Origin of the sequence: Bradyrhizobium sp. BRP23 (genome assembly GCF_020194135.1) — a bacterium.
Lineage (GTDB): Bacteria > Pseudomonadota > Alphaproteobacteria > Rhizobiales > Xanthobacteraceae > Bradyrhizobium > Bradyrhizobium yuanmingense.
This window is the reverse complement of record NZ_JADYVW010000001.1, coordinates 195,487-212,540: the sequence shown is the minus strand read 5'-3', so window position 1 is coordinate 212,540 and position 17,054 is coordinate 195,487. Positions and strand designations below refer to the sequence as shown.

The following is a 17,054-nucleotide window of genomic DNA, read 5'->3' as shown; positions in this document are numbered from 1 at the left end:
TGGACTTACTTCTTCTTCTGCAGAACGCTCTGTGGATTGAGGTTGCCGATGCGGCCGCTCTCCGAGCCGGCGGCCGGATCGATCACGGCGTTGATGAGCGTCGGCTTACCGGACTTCATGGCGTCGTTGACGGCACGCTTCAGCTCGTCCGGCGAGGTCGCGTTGACGCCGACGCCGCCGAAGGCTTCCATCATCTTGTCGTAGCGCGCGCCCTTGACGAACACGGTGGTCGCCGGATCGGAGTTGGCGCCGTTGACGTCGGTGCCGCGATAGATGCCGTCATTGTTGAAGATGACGACGCAGATCGGCAAATTGTAGCGGCAGATGGTCTCGACCTCCATGCCGGAGAAGCCGAACGCCGAGTCGCCTTCCACGGCCAGCACGGGGTGACCGGTCTCGAGCGCGGCCGCGATCGCCTGGCCCATGCCGATGCCCATCACGCCCCAGGTGCCGACGTCGAGACGCTTGCGGGGCTTGTACATGTCGATGACGCCGCGGGCGAGGTCGAGTGTGTTGGCGCCTTCGTTGACGAGGATCGCCTCGGGATAGTCCTTGATGACGTTCTTCAGCACACCGAGCGCGCCGTGATAATCCATCGGCGATTTGTTGTTCATGAGCTTCGGCGCCATCTTGGCGACGTTCTCTTCGCGCTTGGTCGAAACGGCGTTGGTCCATTCGGCCGGCGGGGCGGTCCAGGATGATCCCATCGCCTGGTTGAAGGCGGAGACCACCGAGCCGATGTCGCCGACGACGGGCGCGACGATCTCGACGTTGGAATCCATCTCCTTCGGCTCGATGTCGACCTGGATGAACTTCTTCGGCGCCTCGCCCCAGCTCTTGCCCTTGCCGTGCGACAGCAGCCAGTTCAGCCGCGCGCCGATCAGCATGACGACGTCGGAGTCCTTCAGCACCGTCGAGCGGGCGGCGCCGGCGCATTGCGGATGGGTGTCGGGGAGCAGGCCCTTGGCCATGCTCATGGGCAGGAACGGAACGCCGCTCTTCTCGACGAAGCTCTTGATCTCCTCATCGGCCTGCGCGTAGGCCGCGCCCTTGCCGAGGATGATGAGGGGGCGCTTGGCGCTCTTGAGCACGTCGAGCGCGCGCTTCACGGATGCGGGCGAGGGGATCTGCGCGGGCGCCGCGTCTATCACCTTGACCAGCGACTTCTGGCCGGCCTCGGCGTTCATGACTTGGCCGAACAGTTTTGCCGGCAGGTCGAGATAGACGCCGCCCGGACGGCCTGAGACCGCAGCGCGGATGGCGCGGGCGAAGCCGATGCCGATGTCCTGGGCGTGCAGCACGCGATAGGCCGCCTTGCACAGCGGCTTTGCGATCGCAAGCTGGTCCATCTCCTCGTAGTCGCCCTGCTGGAGGTCGACGATCTCGCGCTCGGAAGAGCCGGAGACCAGGATCATCGGATAGCAATTGGTGGTGGCGTGGGCGAGGGCGGTGAGACCATTCAGGAAGCCGGGCGCCGACACCGTGAGGCAGACGCCGGGCTTCTTGGTGAGATAGCCGGCGATGCCGGCGGCGTAGCCGGCGTTCTGCTCGTGACGGAACGAGATCACGCGAATACCCGCGGCCTGCGCCATGCGGCCCAAATCCGTGATCGGGATGCCCGGCACATTATAGATGGTGTTGATGCCGTTCAGCTTGAGCGCGTCGATGACGAGATGGAAGCCATCCGTCAGTTCCTGCTCGGTGCCCGGTGCTTCGGACTTGGTCGCGGTATTCAGCATGGGCCTTGTCTCCCTGGTCTCAAGGTCGTTGGGGCGAATTGTTCGCCCTTCTGGTGAACGTTGCTTAAGTGAACAGTTACGTAAACAGTTCTTGGCCGTGCGCTTCGACGTAAGCGGCAAGGCCGAGGGTGTGATCGCGGGCGCGCTTCTCGGCAAGCTCGGTGTCGCGCGCTTCCAGCGCTTCGATGATGCCGAGATGCTCGGGCAGTGACGTCGCGGTGCGGTCCTTGCGTCCGATGGTCAGCTGGCGATAGCCGCGCACGTGCAAGAGCAGGTCGTTGGTGAGATCGACCAGCACCGGCGATTCCGACAGCGAGATCAGCGCCTGGTGGAAGGCGATGTTGGCGCGCGAATATTCCTCGACGTGATCCTCGGGCAGTCGGTCCTTGCCGAAATCCTTGAAATAGTCGCGCAGCGCCGTGATGTCCTTCTTGCGCGCGGTGGTGGTGATGAGACGGGCGGCCATGCTCTCCAGCGCCGCCCAGGCGCGGATCATGTCGACGATCTCGCTCTTGGTCCTGCGCACCACCATGATGCCGCGGCGGGGCACAGTCTTCACGAAACCGTCCTGCTCCAGCATCGCGATGGCCTCGCGGATCGGCGTGCGGCTGACGCCGAGCCGTTCGGACAGCGCGCGCTCGTCGAGCATCACCGGCTCGGGCGTCGAGTAGATGTCCATCTTGAGGATGGCTTCCTTCAAGGCGTCATACGCCTTGTTCTTGAAGCTGCTCTCCGGGGCAATACGAACGATTGCGATGTCTGCCTCGGCCATGTTCGGCAACGCCTTGGTTGGTTTCCGTAGTGACACGACGAATCTCCTCCAGTGGGGAGTCGTCTTTTACAGGAATATTAACGGGAAAGTTTTTGGCATACCACATGCCAGAATGTCAAGCTGCCTATTTTTTGCGGCCTTCTAGGCCCTACACCAGCTTGACAAGTTGGCTTCTGGCATACCAAATGCCATCGCCAGCCATTTTTGATCCATGCCGGCGGAGTAGTCCTGAGGCTTATGCCACTCCGTACCGCCGCATGGAACAGAGCGCGGCGAATGGCAAGCATCATGGGCAGCCGCAAACACGCGCGCGCTTTGAAAAGAACGAACTGAGGTCAAGGGAGAAGCCACATGTCCAATTCCAAAGATGCCGTCCGCAAGGTGCTTGACCAGGTCAAGGCGGACAATCGCACCAGCCTGACGGCCCCGGAAGGCAAGCTGGTCTGCGACGCCTACGGCATTCCGGTGCCGAAGGAGGGCGTGGCCAAGTCGGCGGGCGAGGCCGGCAAGATGGCCTCGTCCATGGGCTTCCCCGTCGTGATGAAGATCGTCTCGCCGGACATTCTCCACAAAACCGAAGCCGGCGGCGTCATCGTCGGCCTCAAGACGACCGAGGAGGCCGAGAAGGCCTACGAGACCATCCTCGGCAACGCAAAGAAATATAAGTCCGATGCCAAGATCGAAGGTGTGCAGGTGCAGCAGATGTTGGCCGGCGGAACCGAGGTCATCGTCGGCTCGATCACCGACGGCTCGTTCGGCAAGCTGGTCGCCTTCGGCCTCGGCGGCGTGCTCGTCGAGGTGCTCAAGGACATCACCTTCCGCCTCGCGCCGGCGACCAAGGAAGACGCGCTCTCGATGCTCGACGGCATCCAGGCGCACGAGATCCTGAAAGGCGTGCGCGGCGGCGAGCCGGTGAACCGCAACGCGCTCGCCGACGTCATCGTCAAGGTCTCGCAGCTCGTCACCGATTTCCCTGAGATCGTCGAGCTCGACCTCAACCCGGTGTTCGCGACGCCGAAGGATGCCACGGCCGCAGACGTCCGCATCGTGGTCGACTTCGCCTACAAGCCCAAGCCGAAGCCGCGTCCGACCGATGAGATCGTCGCGGCGATGAACCGCATCATGCAGCCGAAGGCGGTCGCCGTGGTCGGCGCCTCCGCGGAGGACGGCAAGATCGGCAATTCCGTGATGAAGAACCTCATCAACGGCGGCTACAAGGGTGAGATCTATCCGATCCATCCCAAGGCCGCCGAGATCCTCGGCTACAAGGCCTACAAGAGCGTCAAGGACGTGCCTGGTGTGATCGACGTCGCGGTGTTCGCAATCCCCGCGAAATTCGTCGCGGCCGCGCTGACCGAATGCGGCGAGAAGAAGATCCCGGGCGCGGTGCTGATCCCGTCGGGCTTCGCTGAAGCCGGTGCGCCGGAGCTGCAGGCCGAGATCGTCGAGGTCGGCAAGAAGTACGACATCCGTCTGATGGGGCCGAACATCTACGGCTTCTATTATACGCCCGCCAATCTCTGCGCGACCTTCTGCACCGCCTATGACGTCAAGGGCCATGCGGCGCTGTCGTCGCAGTCGGGCGGCATCGGCATGGCCATCATCGGCTTCTCGCGCTCGGCCAAGATGGGCGTGTCCGCGATCGTCGGCCTCGGCAACAAGTCCGATATCGACGAGGACGATCTGCTCGCCTTCTTCGAGCAGGACCCGAACACCAATCTGATCGCCCAGCACTGCGAAGACCTCAAGGACGGCCGCGCCTTCGCGGAAGCCGCAAAGCGCGTGTCCAAGAAGAAGCCGGTGGTGGTGCTCAAGGCCGGCCGGACCTCGGCCGGCGCGAAGGCGGCGTCGTCCCACACCGGCGCGCTCGCCGGCAACGATCGCATCTATGAGGACGTGTTCAAGCAGTCCGGCGTGATCCGTGCCCGCTCACTTCGCCAGTTGCTTGAATTCGCCCGCGGCGTACCGGTGCTGCCGACGCCGAAGGGCGAGAACGTTCTCATCATCACCGGTGCCGGCGGCTCGGGCGTGCTGCTGTCGGACTCCTGCGTCGATAACGGCCTGTCGCTGATGTCGATGCCGCCGGATCTCGATGCGGCCTTCCGCAAGTTCATCCCGCCGTTTGGAGCGGCCGGCAATCCCGTGGATATCACCGGCGGCGAGCCGCCGATCACCTACGTCAACACCGTGAAGCTCGGCCTGTCGGATGAGCGCATCCACGCGCTGATCCTCGGCTATTGGCACACCATCGTCACGCCGCCGATGGTGTTCGCCCGCAACATGGTCGAGGTGAAAAAGGAGATGGAGGCCAAGGGCTTCGTGAAGCCGATGGTCGCCTCGCTCGCTGGCGACGTCGAGGTCGAGGAGGCCGCCGAATATCTCTATCAGAACGGCATCCCGGCTTACGCCTATTCGACCGAGCTGCCGGTCGAGGTGCTTGGCGCCAAGTACAAGTGGGCACGCGGGGCAGGGCTGCTCTGAGCTGCGACTTCACCTCTCCCCGCTTGCGGGGAGAGGCCGAATTGCAAAGCAATTCGGGTGAGGGGACTCTCCACGAATCCATCTCTCACCGTCTTTGCGGAGACTCCCCTCACCCCGACCCTCTCCCCGCGAGCGGGGCGAGGGAGAACGGTCAGGTCGCGATGAGCAAGAACGTGATCCGGCGCAAATCGCTCGAGCCCAAATCGGCCTCGGAGGCCGATCACGAGAGCCGCGACGGTGGCGTGCAATCGGTCGACCGCGCGCTGTCGATCATCGAGACGCTGGCCGAGGACGACGAAGGCTATCGTCTGAGCGATCTCGCGATCCGCACCGGCCTGTCGGCGTCCACCGTGCACCGGCTGCTCGCAACGCTCGAAAGCCGCCGTTTCGTGCAGTTCGACCGTGGCGAATCCAAATGGCACGTCGGCGTGCGCAGCTTCACGGTCGGCGCCAGCTTTGCGCGGCGACGCAATTTCTCCGCACAGGCGATTCCATATTTGCGCAAGCTGCGCGATCTCACCCGCGAGACGGCCAATCTCGCCGTGGTCGACGATGAATTCATCATCGTGCTGACCCGCATGGAAAGCCGCGAGATCATGCGCTCGCTGACCAAGGTCGGTGGCCGCGTCCCCATGGTGACCTCCGGCGTCGGCAAGGCGGTGCTCGCAACCTATTCAGACGAGGACGTCGGCGCCGTCATCCGCCATCACGGCATGCCCCGCCTGACCGAGAAGTCGATCGTGCGGCCGAGCGACCTGTTCAGGGAGCTCGAGAAAATCCGCAAACAGGGCTTTGCCGTCGACGATGAGGAGGCGCAGATCGGCCTGCGCTGCGTCGCGGCGGTGGTATACAACGCGCTGGCCGAACCGCTTGCGGCGATCTCTGTTTCCGGCCTGACGAGCCGCGTCACCGACGAACGGTTGCCGGAGATCGGCCAGATCGTCCGGGACGTCGCGGCGGAACTGACTGCCGCGCTCGGCGGGGTGATCCCGGCGCCCCGCTGACCAAAAACGCTGAGGCATGTCACTGGACAGCATCGGGCGTTTTGGTTGATATGCGACCAAACGACACAATGCGGCAAACGTCCGCATGAGCCTGGAGATGCCCACATGTTCCGATTTCCCGTGCGCCTTGTCGGCGCAGCCGTCGCGTTGACTCTTGCGGCAGCCAATCCGGGCTTTGCCCAGCAGCTCGAGCTCAAGCTGATGGCGCCGGCGGCTCCGGGCGGAGGCTGGGACCAGACCGCGCGCTCGATGCAGCAGGCGCTGGTGGCTGCGGGCGTCGCCCGCAGCGTGCAGGTCACCAATGTTCCCGGTGCAGGTGGCAGCGTCGGCATCGCCCAGTTCGTCAACGGCGCCAAGGGCGACGGCAACCAGATGATGGTCAACGGCTTCGTCATGGTCGGCGCGCTCGCCATGAACAAGTCGCCGGTGACGCTGGAGCAGGTGACGCCGATCGCGCGCCTCACCGAGGAAATCCAGGTGATCGTGGTTCCCGCGAACTCGCCGATCAAGACTGCGCAGGATCTGGCCGCCGCGGTGAAGGCCGATATCGCGAAGGTCACCTTTGCCGGCGGTTCGGCCGGCGGCGTCGACCATGTGATGGCGGCCTTGTTCGCCGGCGCCGTCGGTGCCGACGCCAAGAAGATCAATTACATCCCGTTCTCCGGCGGCGGCGAGTCGCTGGCGGCGATCCTCGGCGGCAAGGTCACCGCGGGCATTTCGGGGCTCAGCGAATATGAAGGGCAGATCAAGTCCGGCAAGCTGCGCGCGATCGGCGTGACCTCGGAGAAGCGCATCGCGGGCAGCGACATCCCCACGTTCAAGGAGCAGGGCATCGACCTCGTGATCGCCAATTGGCGTTCGGTGGTCGCGCCTCCCGGCATCACGCCGGAGCAGCGCAAGACCTTGAGCGATGCGGTCGAGAAGATGGTGAAGTCTGACGCCTGGAAAGAGATCCTCAAGCAAAAAGGCTGGGAGGATGCCTATCTCGGCGGCGATGCTTTTGCCGACTTCCTGAAGAAGGAAACGGCCCGTGTCACCGACGTGCTGAAATCGGTCGGCCTGGTCAAGTCATGACCTCGGGCGATCCCGTCCAGCCGCCGCGGCGCGTCGACCGCGCCGGTCTCGTCATCGCGGCATCGCTTGCGGTGCTCGCGGTCGTGCTGGTCTGGGACGCGCGCGGCCTGCAATCCGCCGCGATGTACGGGATGGGGCCGGAGGCGATGCCGGTCGTGGTCGCCTGCGGCCTTGCGCTGCTTGCGATCGTCAATTTCGTCGATGCACTGCGCGGCAATCTGCCGGCACGCGAAAGCGCCGATCCCGTGCCTGTGGTTCTGATCCTCGTCGGTCTGGCGCTGCTGATCGCCATCATCGGCTTTGGCGGCGGCTTCATCCTAGCGACCTCAGCCCTGTTCGTGACGACCTCGGCGGCCTTCGGACGCCGTGCCATCCTCATCGACGCCATCATCGCTCTCGTGATGTCGACCCTCATCTATCTCGCGTTCGACCGGTTGTTGACGCTGAGCCTGCCTGCCGGCCCGCTGGAGCGACTGCTGTGATGGATACCTTTGCCGCGCTGGCTCACGGCATGGCGGTCGCCGTCCAGCCGATGAACCTGCTTTACGCGCTGATCGGCGTGTTCCTCGGCACGGCCGTGGGCGTTCTGCCCGGCATCGGCCCGGCATTGACGGTCGCGCTGCTGCTGCCAGTGACCTACAAGCTCGACCCCGGCGGTTCGCTGATCATGTTCGCCGGCATCTATTATGGCGGCATGTACGGCGGATCGACCACAGCGATCCTCATCAACACGCCGGGTGAAAGCGCCTCGATGGCGACCGCGCTCGAAGGCAACAAGATGGCCAAGGCCGGCCGCGGCGGGCCGGCGCTTGCGACCTCCGCAATCGGTTCCTTCGTCGCCGGCACCATCGCCACCATTGGCTTGGCTTTCCTTGCGCCATGGCTGGTCGATGTCGCCGTGCGCTTCGGTCCGGAGGATTATTTCGCGCTGATGTGCGTTGCCTTCGTCACGGTGTCGGCGACCTTCGGCGATTCCCCAATCCGCGGCCTGACCAGCCTGTTCATCGGTCTGACGCTCGGTCTCGTCGGCATCGACAAGTTGACCGGTCAGGCGCGGCTTGCGTTCGGCGTTCCTGAATTGCTCGACGGCGTTGAAGTCACAACGCTCGCGGTCGGCCTGTTCGCGGTGGGCGAGGCACTCTACGTCGCATCGCGCCGCCACCACACCGAGGAGAAGCTGGAGCCGGTGCGCGGCTCGCTGTGGATGACCAAGGAGGACTGGAAGCGGTCTTGGAAGCCCTGGCTGCGCGGCACCATGTTCGGCTTTCCGATCGGTGCGCTGCCGGCCGGCGGTGCGGAGATCCCGACCTTCCTGTCCTATTCGACTGAGAAGCGGCTGACGAAGCACCCCGAAGAGTTCGGCAAGGGCGCGATCGAAGGGGTCGCCGGGCCCGAAGCCGCCAACAACGCCTCCGCCGCAGGCACGCTGGTGCCGCTCTTGACGCTGGGCCTGCCGACTTCGGCGACCGCCGCGATGATGCTGGCGGGCTTCCAGCAATATGGTCTCAATCCGGGCCCGCTGCTGTTCGCCGAGCGGCCCGACCTCGTGTGGGGCCTGATCGCCAGCCTGTTCATCGCCAACATGATGCTATTGGTGCTCAATCTGCCGCTGGTCGGCCTGTGGGTGCGGCTGCTCGCGATCCCGCAGCCCTGGCTCTATGCCGGCATCCTGGTGTTCGCGACCATGGGCACCATCGCGGCAAAGCCGTCGGTGGTGGAATTGTCGATGCTCGCCGGTTTCGGCGTGCTCGGCTTCCTGATGCGCCGGTTCGATTTCCCGATCGCGCCGGTCGTGGTCGGCCTGATCCTGGGCCCGATTGCCGAAAGCCAGCTGCGCCGCGCGCTCGCGATCAGCCTCGGCGATCCCATGACGCTGCTGCAGAGCCCGATCTCGGCGACGCTCCTCGGCGTCGCGCTGATCGCGCTGGTCGCGCCCTTCGTCTTGAAGGGGCTCGGGCGGTTCAAGGCCAATGAGGACTAGCGGAACTCATCAACGGCCAGTTTGCCCAATGCGTAAGCAAAGGTGCCGTTTTATTTGAGTTGCCCCTGCCGCCGTCGGGGGCAACCATCGCTGGGCTGTCCAATATCCGTGAGAGCCCCGATGACCAAACTCACCCGCTTCACCGTTGCTCCCCTGCACAGCATGACGCGGCGCTTGGCCGATGTTGCGTCGGCCCGCGTCGCGCCGGATCTCGTCGTCACGGGGGCGCGGGTGCTCTCGACCTATTCGGAGCGCATTCATCAGGGGCGGGAAGTCTGGATCACAGGCGGCCGCATCGCGGCGGTGAAACCGGCAGGCACAGCCAAGAAAGCCTGGAGCGATGTTCCGCTGTATGACGCCGCCGGTGGCATCATCGCGCCCGGCCTCGTCGATCCGCACATCCACATCGAATCCTCGATGGTGACGGCCTGCGCCTATGCCGAGGCTGCGTTGCTGAACGGCACCACCACGATCTTCTGCGACAGCCACGAGATCGGCAACGTCATGGACGTCGCCGGTGTGGAGGCGATGCTGGAAGATGCGCGCGAGGCGCCGCTGTCGATCTTCTTGACCGTGCCGAGCACGGTTCCCGCGACCTCGGCTGAACTGGAGACGGCGGGCGGCGACCTCACGCCGGACAAGATCGCCGGTCTGTTCGATCGCTGGCCCGAAGCGGTGGCGCTTGGCGAGAAGATGGATTTCGTGCCTGTCACGATGGGCGACGAGCGCAGCCATGCCATCCTCTCCGCAGCCTTAAAGCGGGGGCGTCCCGTTTCCGGGCATGTCTACGGCCGCGAATTCGTTGCGGCCTATGCGGCATCCGGCGTCACCGACACCCATGAGGCGATCGACCGCGACATCGCCGATGACCTGCTCGATGCCGGCGTTTGGGTGTTTTTGCGCGGGGGACCGCCGACCACGCCCTGGCATTCGCTGCCGCAAGCGATCCGAACGATCACCGAGCTCGGGGCCTCGCACAAGCGCACCACCGTTTGCACCGACGATCGCGATGCCGACGATCTCCTGCTGTTCGGTCTCGACTGGGTGGTGCGCGAGGCCGTGAAGGCGGGGATGTCGCCCGAGCAGGCCTGGTCAATGGGCTCTCTGCATGGCGCGACCCGCTTCGGGATGGAAGGCGATATCGGCGGGCTTGGCGGCGGCCGCCGCGCCGATCTCGTGCTGATGGACGATCAGCTCGAGCCACAATGCACCTGGTATGGAGGCGAGCTCGTGGTCGAGCACGGCAAGATCACCCCGCGTCTCGATCAGGCGCTGTCGCATCGCTACCAATATCCCAAGGGAGCCTATGCGACCGTCAAGCTGCCGCAGACGATGAAGCTGACGCCCGAATTGCCCGCGAAGGCCTGCACCGTCAACGCCATCAAGACCGCGCTGCCTGGCATCACGCTGATCCACGAGAAAGTGGAGATCGAACCCGCAAAAGACTGGCCGTCGCTGTTCGCGCGCTACGGTCTCTGCTTCGTCGCCGTGGTCGAGCGTCATGGCAAATCCGCCGGGAACGTTGCCCATGGGCTCCTGAAGGATTTCGGCCTGAAGCGCGGCGCGGTCGCCTCCAGCGTCGGACACGACAGCCACAATCTCATCGTCGCTGGCACCAACGAGGGCGACATGCAGGTCGCCATCGCCGCCATCAAGGAGCGGCAGGGCGGCGTCTGCGTCGTCGCCGACGGCGAGGTGAGGGCGCTGGTTCCGCTGCCGATCGCAGGACTCCTGTCCGGCAAGCGTGTCACCGAAGTGGCGGAAGAGGTGAAGGTGCTGAAGAAGGAATGGGCCGAGGCCGGCTGCACCATCCCGTACATGGGCTTCAATTTGATTCCGCTATCGGTCATTCCGGAAATTCGCATCACCGATAAGGGACTCGTGCTGGTGCCGCAGATGCAGCTGGCGCCGCTGTTCGAGTGAGCTGCTTTCACGCATCTGTTGATCTAACCGATTGACACGTCCACGATTTTCTCGTGGTTGCCGCATCGTGGAAAATAAAATCGGTCTCGTTGAGATCGGCTTCTGCGTATCTGATGATCTCGCTCGCTGACGCAATTTGAGCGAGGTCCGATATGGCGAAGATGCGAGCTGTCGATGCGGCCGTGCGTATCCTGGAGAAGGAAGGTATATCGACGGCCTTCGGTGTTCCCGGCGCTGCAATCAATCCGCTTTACTCGGCGCTGAAGAAGCGCGGCTCGATCCGCCACATCCTGGCGCGCCATGTCGAGGGCGCTTCGCACATGGCCGAAGGCTATACGCGCGCCAAGGCCGGCAATATCGGGGTCTGTATCGGCACCTCCGGGCCGGCTGGCACCGACATGATCACCGGTCTTTACTCCGCGATCGCCGATTCCATCCCGATCCTCTGCATCACCGGGCAGGCGCCGCGCGCGCGGCTCTACAAGGAGGATTTCCAGGCGGTCGACATCGAGTCGATTGCAAAGCCTGTCACGAAGTGGGCACTGACGGTACGTGAGCCGGCGCTGGTGCCGCGAGTGTTCAGCCAAGCCTTTCACGTGATGCGCTCAGGCAGGCCGGGGCCGGTGCTGATCGACATGCCCCTCGACGTACAGCTCGCCGAGATCGAATTCGATGACGAGACCTACGAGCCGCTGCCGGTCTATAAGCCCGCCGCGACGCGCAAGCAGGTCGAGAAGGCGCTGGAGATGCTCAACGCCGCCGAACGGCCGCTGATCGTCGCGGGCGGCGGCATCATCAACGCCGACGCCTCGGACCTGCTGGTCGAGTTCGCCGAAATCGCCAACATACCCGTCGTGCCGACGCTGATGGGATGGGGCGCGATCCCCGATGATCACGTGCTGATGGCCGGCATGGTGGGTCTCCAGACCAGCCACCGCTATGGTAATGCCACGCTGCTGGAGTCCGACTTCGTGCTCGGCATCGGCAATCGCTGGGCCAACCGCCACACCGGCTCGGTCGAGACCTACACCAAGGGTCGCAAATTCGTTCACGTGGACATCGAGCCGACGCAGATCGGGCGCGTGTTCAATCCCGATCTCGGCATCGTCTCGGACGCAAAGGCCGCGCTCGAACTGTTCGTCGCCGTCGCCAGGGAGTGGCGGCGGTCAGGCAGGCTCCGCGAGCGCCAGGCGTGGCCTGCGGCCTGCCGCGACCGCAAGAAGACGATGCTGCGCAAGAGCCATTTCGACAACGTCCCGATCAAGCCGCAGCGCGTCTACGAGGAAATGAACAAGGCGTTCGGCCGCGACACCACCTATGTCACCGTGATCGGCCTGTCGCAGATCGCCGGCGCGCAGTTCCTCGGCGTCTACAAGCCCCGCAACTGGATCAATGCCGGGCAGGCGGGGCCGCTCGGCTGGACGCTGCCGGCCGCGCTCGGCGTGCGCGCGGCGTGCCCGGAGCGCGAGATCGTCGCGCTCTCCGGCGACTACGATTTCCAGTTCCTGATCGAGGAGCTCGCGGTCGGCGCGCAGTTCAATCTGCCCTACATCCACGTCGTCGTGAACAATTCCTATCTCGGCCTGATCCGACAGGCCCAGCGCGGCTTCGACATGGACTATCACGTCCAGCTCTCCTTCGAGAACATCAACGCGCCCGAGATCGGCGTCTACGGCGTCGACCATGTCGCGGTCGCCGAAGGCCTCGGCTGCAAGGCCATCCGCGTCACCGACCCGAAGGACACGCAGGCAGCGTTTGCGACCGCCCGCGAATTGATGGCCAAGCACCGCGTGCCTGTGGTGGTCGAGTTCATCCTCGAACGGGTCACCAACATCGCGATGGGCACGGAGATCGACAACATCGTCGAGTTCGAGGAGGTGCTGGACCTTCCGCTCGACGAAGTCGAGACCACGCGCGTGCTGCAGCCGGCGGAATAGGGGGAAGAAGCACCATGCCGAAATTTGCCGCCAATCTCACCATGCTCTTCAACGAGATGCCGTTCCTCGACCGCTTTGCGGCGGCGAAGGCGGCGGGCTTTGCCGGGGTCGAATATCTCTTCCCCTATGATTTCGAGAAGGCGCAGCTGCGCGAGCAGCTCGAGGCGCATGGCTTGACGCAGGTGCTGCACAATCTCCCCGCCGGCAACTGGGCGGGGGGCGAGCGCGGCATTGCGATCCTGCCCGACCGCATCGCCGAATTCCGCGACGGCGTGTTCCGCGCGATCGATTATGCCAGGGCGCTCGATTGCGAGCAGCTCAACTGCCTCGTCGGCATCGCCCCTGTCGACGCCGATCCGCACGAGCTTCGGGAGACGCTGGTCGGGAATCTGCGTTTTGCAGCTTCGACGCTGGCGCGAGAGAACATCAAGCTATTGGTCGAGCCCATCAACACGCTCGACATTCCCGGCTTCTTCCTCAACGGCACCGAGCAGGCGGTGCAGCTGATCTCCGAGGTGAGATCGAACAACCTCTTCATCCAGTACGACATCTACCACATGCAGATCATGGAGGGCGATCTCGCCCGCACCATGCAGGAATATCTGCCTCAGATCGCTCACGTCCAACTTGCCGACAATCCCGGCCGTCACGAGCCCGGCACCGGCGAGATCAACTATCCCTTCCTGTTCCGCCACCTCGACGCGATCGGCTATCGCGGCTGGATCGGCTGCGAATACAAGCCGCGCACCACGACGCTGGAGGGCCTGTCGTGGCATGCGGCACAGACGTTTGAGACCTGAGAATATTGCCACGTCGGCGGTGCGCTCCCTCTCCCGCTAGCGGGAGAGGTGCACCGAGTGCGCGGATGAGTTTTGCTACTCCAACTGTGAGAAATCAGACATGACCAACATCGGCTTCATCGGACTTGGCACCATGGGACGGCCGATGGCCGGCCATCTGCTGGCTGCGGGCCATCGGGTGCTTCTGCGTGACGTTGCTCCGATCGCGCCGGAGCTGATGTCCGCGGGCGGCATCGCCTGCACATCGGCCAGGGAGGTCGCGGAGCAGGCGGACGCGGTCATCATCATGGTGCCGGATACGCCGCATGTGGAGGCCGTGCTGTTCGGCAAGGAGGGTGTCGCTAGCGGCATCTCCAAGGGCAAGATCGTCGTCGACATGAGCTCGATCTCGCCGCTGGCGACGAAGGAGTTTGCAAAAAAGATCGAGGCGCTCGGCGCCGATTATCTCGATGCGCCGGTGTCGGGCGGGGAGGTCGGCGCCAAGGCGGCGAGCCTCACCATCATGGTCGGCGGGCCCGAGCGGGCTTTTGGCACCATGAAGCCAATCTTCGACAAGATGGGCAAGAACGTCACGCATGTCGGCGCCAACGGCGACGGGCAGACGACAAAGGTTGCCAACCAGATCATCGTCGCGCTCACCATCGAAGCCGTGAGCGAGGCCCTGTTGTTCGCATCCAAGGCCGGTGCGAATCCCGCGCTGGTGCGCAAGGCGCTGATGGGCGGCTTCGCGTCCTCGCGAATTCTGGAGGTGCATGGCGAGCGCATGGTGAAGCGCAATTTCGATCCTGGCTTCCGCATCGAGCTGCACCAGAAGGATCTCAATCTCGCGCTCGAAGGTGCGCGTGCACTCGGCCTGTCGCTGCCGAGCACGGCGGTGGCGCAGCAATTGTTCTCGTCCTGCACTGCACATGGCGGCAAGGCCTGGGATCACTCCGCCATGGTGCGGGCGCTGGAACTGATGGCGGGGCATGAGATCGCCAGGGCCTGAACTGTTACGCGGTAACACTGTCCAGTGATGCATCTTTCGTCGCAGGGGAACCGGAACAATGCTCCGGCCCCGCGGGTTGAAGGCGCAGGACAATCACTGGAGACAAAACACCATGAAAACCCGTCTTGCGATTACGTTGGCTGCAGCGTCGCTGCTGGCGTCGAGCGCAGCCTTTGCTCAGTCGACGACCGAACAGGGCGCCAGGGACGGCGCGCGTGCAGGTGGCGACATCGGCGGCCCGATCGGTGCAATGGTTGGCGGCACCGTGGGTGCAGCCGTCGGCGCCGGTCTCGAAATTCCGAATGCGGTCCTCGGCGGAATTCCTCGCAGCGACTCCGTCGTGGTCCAGGAGCGCGTCGTGGTCGGCGAGCCGCTGCCTCCGACCGTGGTGCTGCGGCCCGTGCCGAACTACACCGAATATCGCTATGCGGTCGTGAACGATCGCCGGGTGATCGTCGAGCCGCGCACACGCCGCGTGGTCAAGATCATCGACTGATCGACGCAATTCTTTGTGCTGAGCAGGGCCCTGCGGAGCATCACTCCGCGGGGCCTTCGCTTGTCATGGCGGAGCTGGTGCGAAAGCGCGAGAGTAGCCGGTCTGCGGCGGCGGCGAGTGCAAAGCCGAGGCACGCGGTGGCAGCATCGACCACAAAATCCACCAGCCGCGCGTGACGGCCGGGTGCCCAAAATTGCATCAGCTCGAGAACGCCGATCAGGACGACCGCGGCCGCTGCGCTCAGTAGGCGCCGGCGTGGATAGGCGAGGCCGAAGGCCAATCCCACCATGACGAAGGCAAGCGCATGTTCGCCGTCCTGACCGAGGTCGGAATGGGGGCGAAGGCCGGGAGGACCGAGGGTGGCGAACGTAACGGCAGCGGCGAGCAGCCAGGCAAAGGTACGAATGAACATCCGGGTCGCTTAGCACGAATTTGGTCGGGTTGTCGCGAGGCTCGTATCAGATCGCCGTGTAGTTAATGACAAAAATGTTAAAGCGGATCGCGCACGCCGAGGCCATGCATGAAGCGTTCCCGGATCTGCACGGGGTCGCGCCGGGTGGTGCCCACGCCGGGCTTGTCGTCGATCCTGACCGCGATCAGGCTCGGCTCGGAAGCGGCCATGGCGTCGTCGACCAGCCGCTCGAAATCTTCCTCGTCCGCGGCCCAGGCGCTGCTCGCAAGACCAGAGCCAATGGCAATGGCGACGATGTCGGCAACGTTCGCTGCCGGCGTCGGCTGCGCCCCGGTGATTTGGTAGATGCCGTTGTCCATCACGATCATCGTGAGGTTCTTCGGCTTCAAGGCTGCAATCGTCGAGAGCGCACCGAGCTGCATCAGGAGCGAGCCGTCGCCTTCCAGCGCGAAGACGCGGCGGTCGGGCTGCGCCAGCGCGACGCCGAGCGCGATCGGAAAGGCGAGTCCCATGCTGCCCAGCATGTAGAAGTTCTGCGGGCGGTGGCCGGCGGCCCACAGGTCGAAATTGGTGTTGCCGATGCCGCCGATCACGGCTTCCTCGTGCTTCAGCTTCGCGATCAGCCGCGAGGTGACGTCGAAGCGGTTCATCACCTTGGTGTTGCCAGTGTTCATCGCCGGCCTCACTTGTCGAAGACCTTGCCGCCCGTCAGCAGCGGGTTGAGGATCAACGCCACCGGCGCCTGCGTGGTGACGGCCTGCTTGATCGAGCGGTCGGTGATGAATTCGAGCTCGTCGAGCCGGGTGATGGTGTGATGCTCCAGCGCCAGCGAATCCAGCACCGGTCGCATGGTGCGGCAGACCAGGGACTGGCCGTAGTTGAATTCGCCGAGCGTGCCGCGCTCAGAGACGAGCATGATCAGCGGAATCTGGTAGGGCACTGCGAGCGAGGCCAGCACGTTTGCGAGCGTCGCAAAGCCGGAGGTCTGCATCAGCACCGCGCCGCGCCGACCGCCCATCCAGGCGCCGGCGACGATGCCGACGGCCTCTTCCTCACGGGCGGTCGCGAAAGTGGTGAAGAAGGGATCGGCGTGCAGGTTCTTGATCAGCGGCGTCAGCACGCGGTCCGGCACGTAAGGGATCAGGTTGATCTCGTTCCGCTTCAAGGTTTGCAGGACGATGCCGTGCCAGCTTCCGTCGCTGCTCCCCTGCGGCTGCTGTTCCGCAATCGCCATCGCGCTCTCCCTGGGGCCGCGCATGCTTCTTGGTTCTTGCCGTCGCGGCGGTCTGCCGAACTTGACGCGGGCAGCGGGATTGTCAACATGTCCGCGCCGTCACCGTGATCTGCGCCAGCAGGCCTGCCGTGGCCGGCACCGCCATGGCATAAGCGGCGACAACCAGAACACGGGAGGGGGCATAGGAGGGCGCGCATCGCGCTGACCGTGCGG

15 protein-coding genes are annotated in these 17,054 nt (G+C 64.5%); 10 read left to right on the top strand and 5 right to left on the bottom strand.

The window, feature by feature from the left end; all coding sequences use genetic code 11:
* Window positions 1–5: 5 nt before the first annotated feature.
* Both oxc and I6F24_RS01005 read right to left on the bottom strand, forming a co-directional pair.
* A complete protein-coding gene (oxc, locus tag I6F24_RS01010) occupies window positions 6–1,739 on the bottom strand; it encodes an oxalyl-CoA decarboxylase (RefSeq protein WP_036005667.1) in 1,734 nt (577 codons plus the stop codon).
* Window positions 1,740–1,815: 76 nt separating this feature from the next.
* The gene (locus I6F24_RS01005) at window positions 1,816–2,511 is read right to left on the bottom strand and encodes a GntR family transcriptional regulator (RefSeq protein WP_157282741.1); all 696 of its coding nucleotides are present in this window, start codon (window positions 2,509–2,511) and stop codon (window positions 1,816–1,818) included.
* A gap of 351 nt (window positions 2,512–2,862) precedes the next feature.
* Between I6F24_RS01005 and I6F24_RS01000 the strand changes: the two genes are divergently transcribed.
* The 10 genes from I6F24_RS01000 (at window position 2,863) to I6F24_RS00955 (ending at window position 15,195) form a co-directional block, all read left to right on the top strand.
* Window positions 2,863–4,992 (top strand): acetate--CoA ligase family protein, encoded by a 2,130-nt coding sequence (locus I6F24_RS01000; protein ID WP_036005664.1) that lies wholly within the window; start codon window positions 2,863–2,865, stop codon window positions 4,990–4,992.
* A gap of 161 nt (window positions 4,993–5,153) precedes the next feature.
* The gene (locus I6F24_RS00995; protein WP_036023338.1) at window positions 5,154–5,996 is read left to right on the top strand and encodes an IclR family transcriptional regulator; all 843 of its coding nucleotides are present in this window, start codon (window positions 5,154–5,156) and stop codon (window positions 5,994–5,996) included.
* Between the two features lie 105 nt (window positions 5,997–6,101).
* Window positions 6,102–7,070: a tripartite tricarboxylate transporter substrate binding protein gene (locus tag I6F24_RS00990; protein ID WP_036023339.1), complete on the top strand. Its 969-nt coding sequence runs from the start codon at window positions 6,102–6,104 to the stop codon at window positions 7,068–7,070.
* Entirely contained in the window at window positions 7,067–7,552 is a 486-nt protein-coding gene (locus tag I6F24_RS00985) for a tripartite tricarboxylate transporter TctB family protein (RefSeq protein ID WP_036023340.1), read from the top strand. The genes I6F24_RS00990 and I6F24_RS00985 overlap by 4 nt, the downstream gene beginning before the upstream one ends.
* Complete coding sequence (locus I6F24_RS00980; protein WP_036023341.1) at window positions 7,552–9,051, top strand: tripartite tricarboxylate transporter permease; 1,500 nt, start codon at window positions 7,552–7,554, stop codon at window positions 9,049–9,051. Before I6F24_RS00985 ends, I6F24_RS00980 begins: the two co-directional genes overlap by 1 nt.
* A 120-nt stretch (window positions 9,052–9,171) precedes the next feature.
* The gene (locus tag I6F24_RS00975; protein ID WP_225149825.1) at window positions 9,172–10,974 is read left to right on the top strand and encodes an adenine deaminase C-terminal domain-containing protein; all 1,803 of its coding nucleotides are present in this window, start codon (window positions 9,172–9,174) and stop codon (window positions 10,972–10,974) included.
* A gap of 152 nt (window positions 10,975–11,126) precedes the next feature.
* Window positions 11,127–12,911 carry a glyoxylate carboligase gene (gcl, locus tag I6F24_RS00970; RefSeq protein WP_036023343.1) on the top strand — a complete coding sequence of 595 codons (1,785 nt, stop codon included), beginning with the start codon at window positions 11,127–11,129 and terminating at the stop codon, window positions 12,909–12,911.
* A 14-nt stretch (window positions 12,912–12,925) separates the two neighbouring features.
* Entirely contained in the window at window positions 12,926–13,711 is a 786-nt protein-coding gene (gene hyi, locus I6F24_RS00965; RefSeq protein ID WP_225149824.1) for a hydroxypyruvate isomerase, read from the top strand.
* Between the two features lie 100 nt (window positions 13,712–13,811).
* Window positions 13,812–14,699, top strand: coding sequence for a 2-hydroxy-3-oxopropionate reductase (locus I6F24_RS00960; protein ID WP_036005625.1), 888 nt, complete (start codon window positions 13,812–13,814; stop codon window positions 14,697–14,699).
* Window positions 14,700–14,811: 112 nt separating this feature from the next.
* The gene (locus tag I6F24_RS00955) at window positions 14,812–15,195 is read left to right on the top strand and encodes a DUF1236 domain-containing protein (protein ID WP_036005622.1); all 384 of its coding nucleotides are present in this window, start codon (window positions 14,812–14,814) and stop codon (window positions 15,193–15,195) included.
* 40 nt (window positions 15,196–15,235) lie between these two features.
* On the opposite strand, the gene I6F24_RS00950 is transcribed toward I6F24_RS00955, so the two are convergent.
* From I6F24_RS00950 to I6F24_RS00940, 3 genes are all read right to left on the bottom strand, one after another.
* Window positions 15,236–15,607 (bottom strand): antibiotic resistance protein VanZ, encoded by a 372-nt coding sequence (locus tag I6F24_RS00950; protein WP_036023344.1) that lies wholly within the window; start codon window positions 15,605–15,607, stop codon window positions 15,236–15,238.
* A 77-nt stretch (window positions 15,608–15,684) separates the two neighbouring features.
* A complete protein-coding gene (locus tag I6F24_RS00945) occupies window positions 15,685–16,281 on the bottom strand; it encodes a thiamine pyrophosphate-dependent enzyme (RefSeq protein ID WP_225111779.1) in 597 nt (198 codons plus the stop codon).
* 8 nt (window positions 16,282–16,289) lie between these two features.
* Window positions 16,290–16,841: a thiamine pyrophosphate-binding protein gene (locus tag I6F24_RS00940; protein WP_057030106.1), complete on the bottom strand. Its 552-nt coding sequence runs from the start codon at window positions 16,839–16,841 to the stop codon at window positions 16,290–16,292.
* Window positions 16,842–17,054: the final 213 nt, after the last annotated feature.

Coding starts and splice junctions, on each gene's coding strand:
- I6F24_RS00940 (WP_057030106.1), bottom strand. CDS start 16,841: ATGGCGATTGCGGAACAGCAGCCGCAGGGGAGCAGCGACGGAAGCTGG.
- I6F24_RS00960 (WP_036005625.1), top strand. CDS start 13,812: ATGACCAACATCGGCTTCATCGGACTTGGCACCATGGGACGGCCGATG.
- I6F24_RS00955 (WP_036005622.1), top strand. CDS start 14,812: ATGAAAACCCGTCTTGCGATTACGTTGGCTGCAGCGTCGCTGCTGGCG.
- I6F24_RS00985 (WP_036023340.1), top strand. CDS start 7,067: ATGACCTCGGGCGATCCCGTCCAGCCGCCGCGGCGCGTCGACCGCGCC.
- oxc (WP_036005667.1), bottom strand. CDS start 1,739: ATGCTGAATACCGCGACCAAGTCCGAAGCACCGGGCACCGAGCAGGAA.
- I6F24_RS00980 (WP_036023341.1), top strand. CDS start 7,552: ATGGATACCTTTGCCGCGCTGGCTCACGGCATGGCGGTCGCCGTCCAG.
- I6F24_RS00995 (WP_036023338.1), top strand. CDS start 5,154: ATGAGCAAGAACGTGATCCGGCGCAAATCGCTCGAGCCCAAATCGGCC.
- gcl (WP_036023343.1), top strand. CDS start 11,127: ATGGCGAAGATGCGAGCTGTCGATGCGGCCGTGCGTATCCTGGAGAAG.
- I6F24_RS00975 (WP_225149825.1), top strand. CDS start 9,172: ATGACCAAACTCACCCGCTTCACCGTTGCTCCCCTGCACAGCATGACG.
- I6F24_RS00990 (WP_036023339.1), top strand. CDS start 6,102: ATGTTCCGATTTCCCGTGCGCCTTGTCGGCGCAGCCGTCGCGTTGACT.
- I6F24_RS01000 (WP_036005664.1), top strand. CDS start 2,863: ATGTCCAATTCCAAAGATGCCGTCCGCAAGGTGCTTGACCAGGTCAAG.
- hyi (WP_225149824.1), top strand. CDS start 12,926: ATGCCGAAATTTGCCGCCAATCTCACCATGCTCTTCAACGAGATGCCG.
- I6F24_RS01005 (WP_157282741.1), bottom strand. CDS start 2,511: ATGGCCGAGGCAGACATCGCAATCGTTCGTATTGCCCCGGAGAGCAGC.
- I6F24_RS00950 (WP_036023344.1), bottom strand. CDS start 15,607: ATGTTCATTCGTACCTTTGCCTGGCTGCTCGCCGCTGCCGTTACGTTC.
- I6F24_RS00945 (WP_225111779.1), bottom strand. CDS start 16,281: ATGAACACTGGCAACACCAAGGTGATGAACCGCTTCGACGTCACCTCG.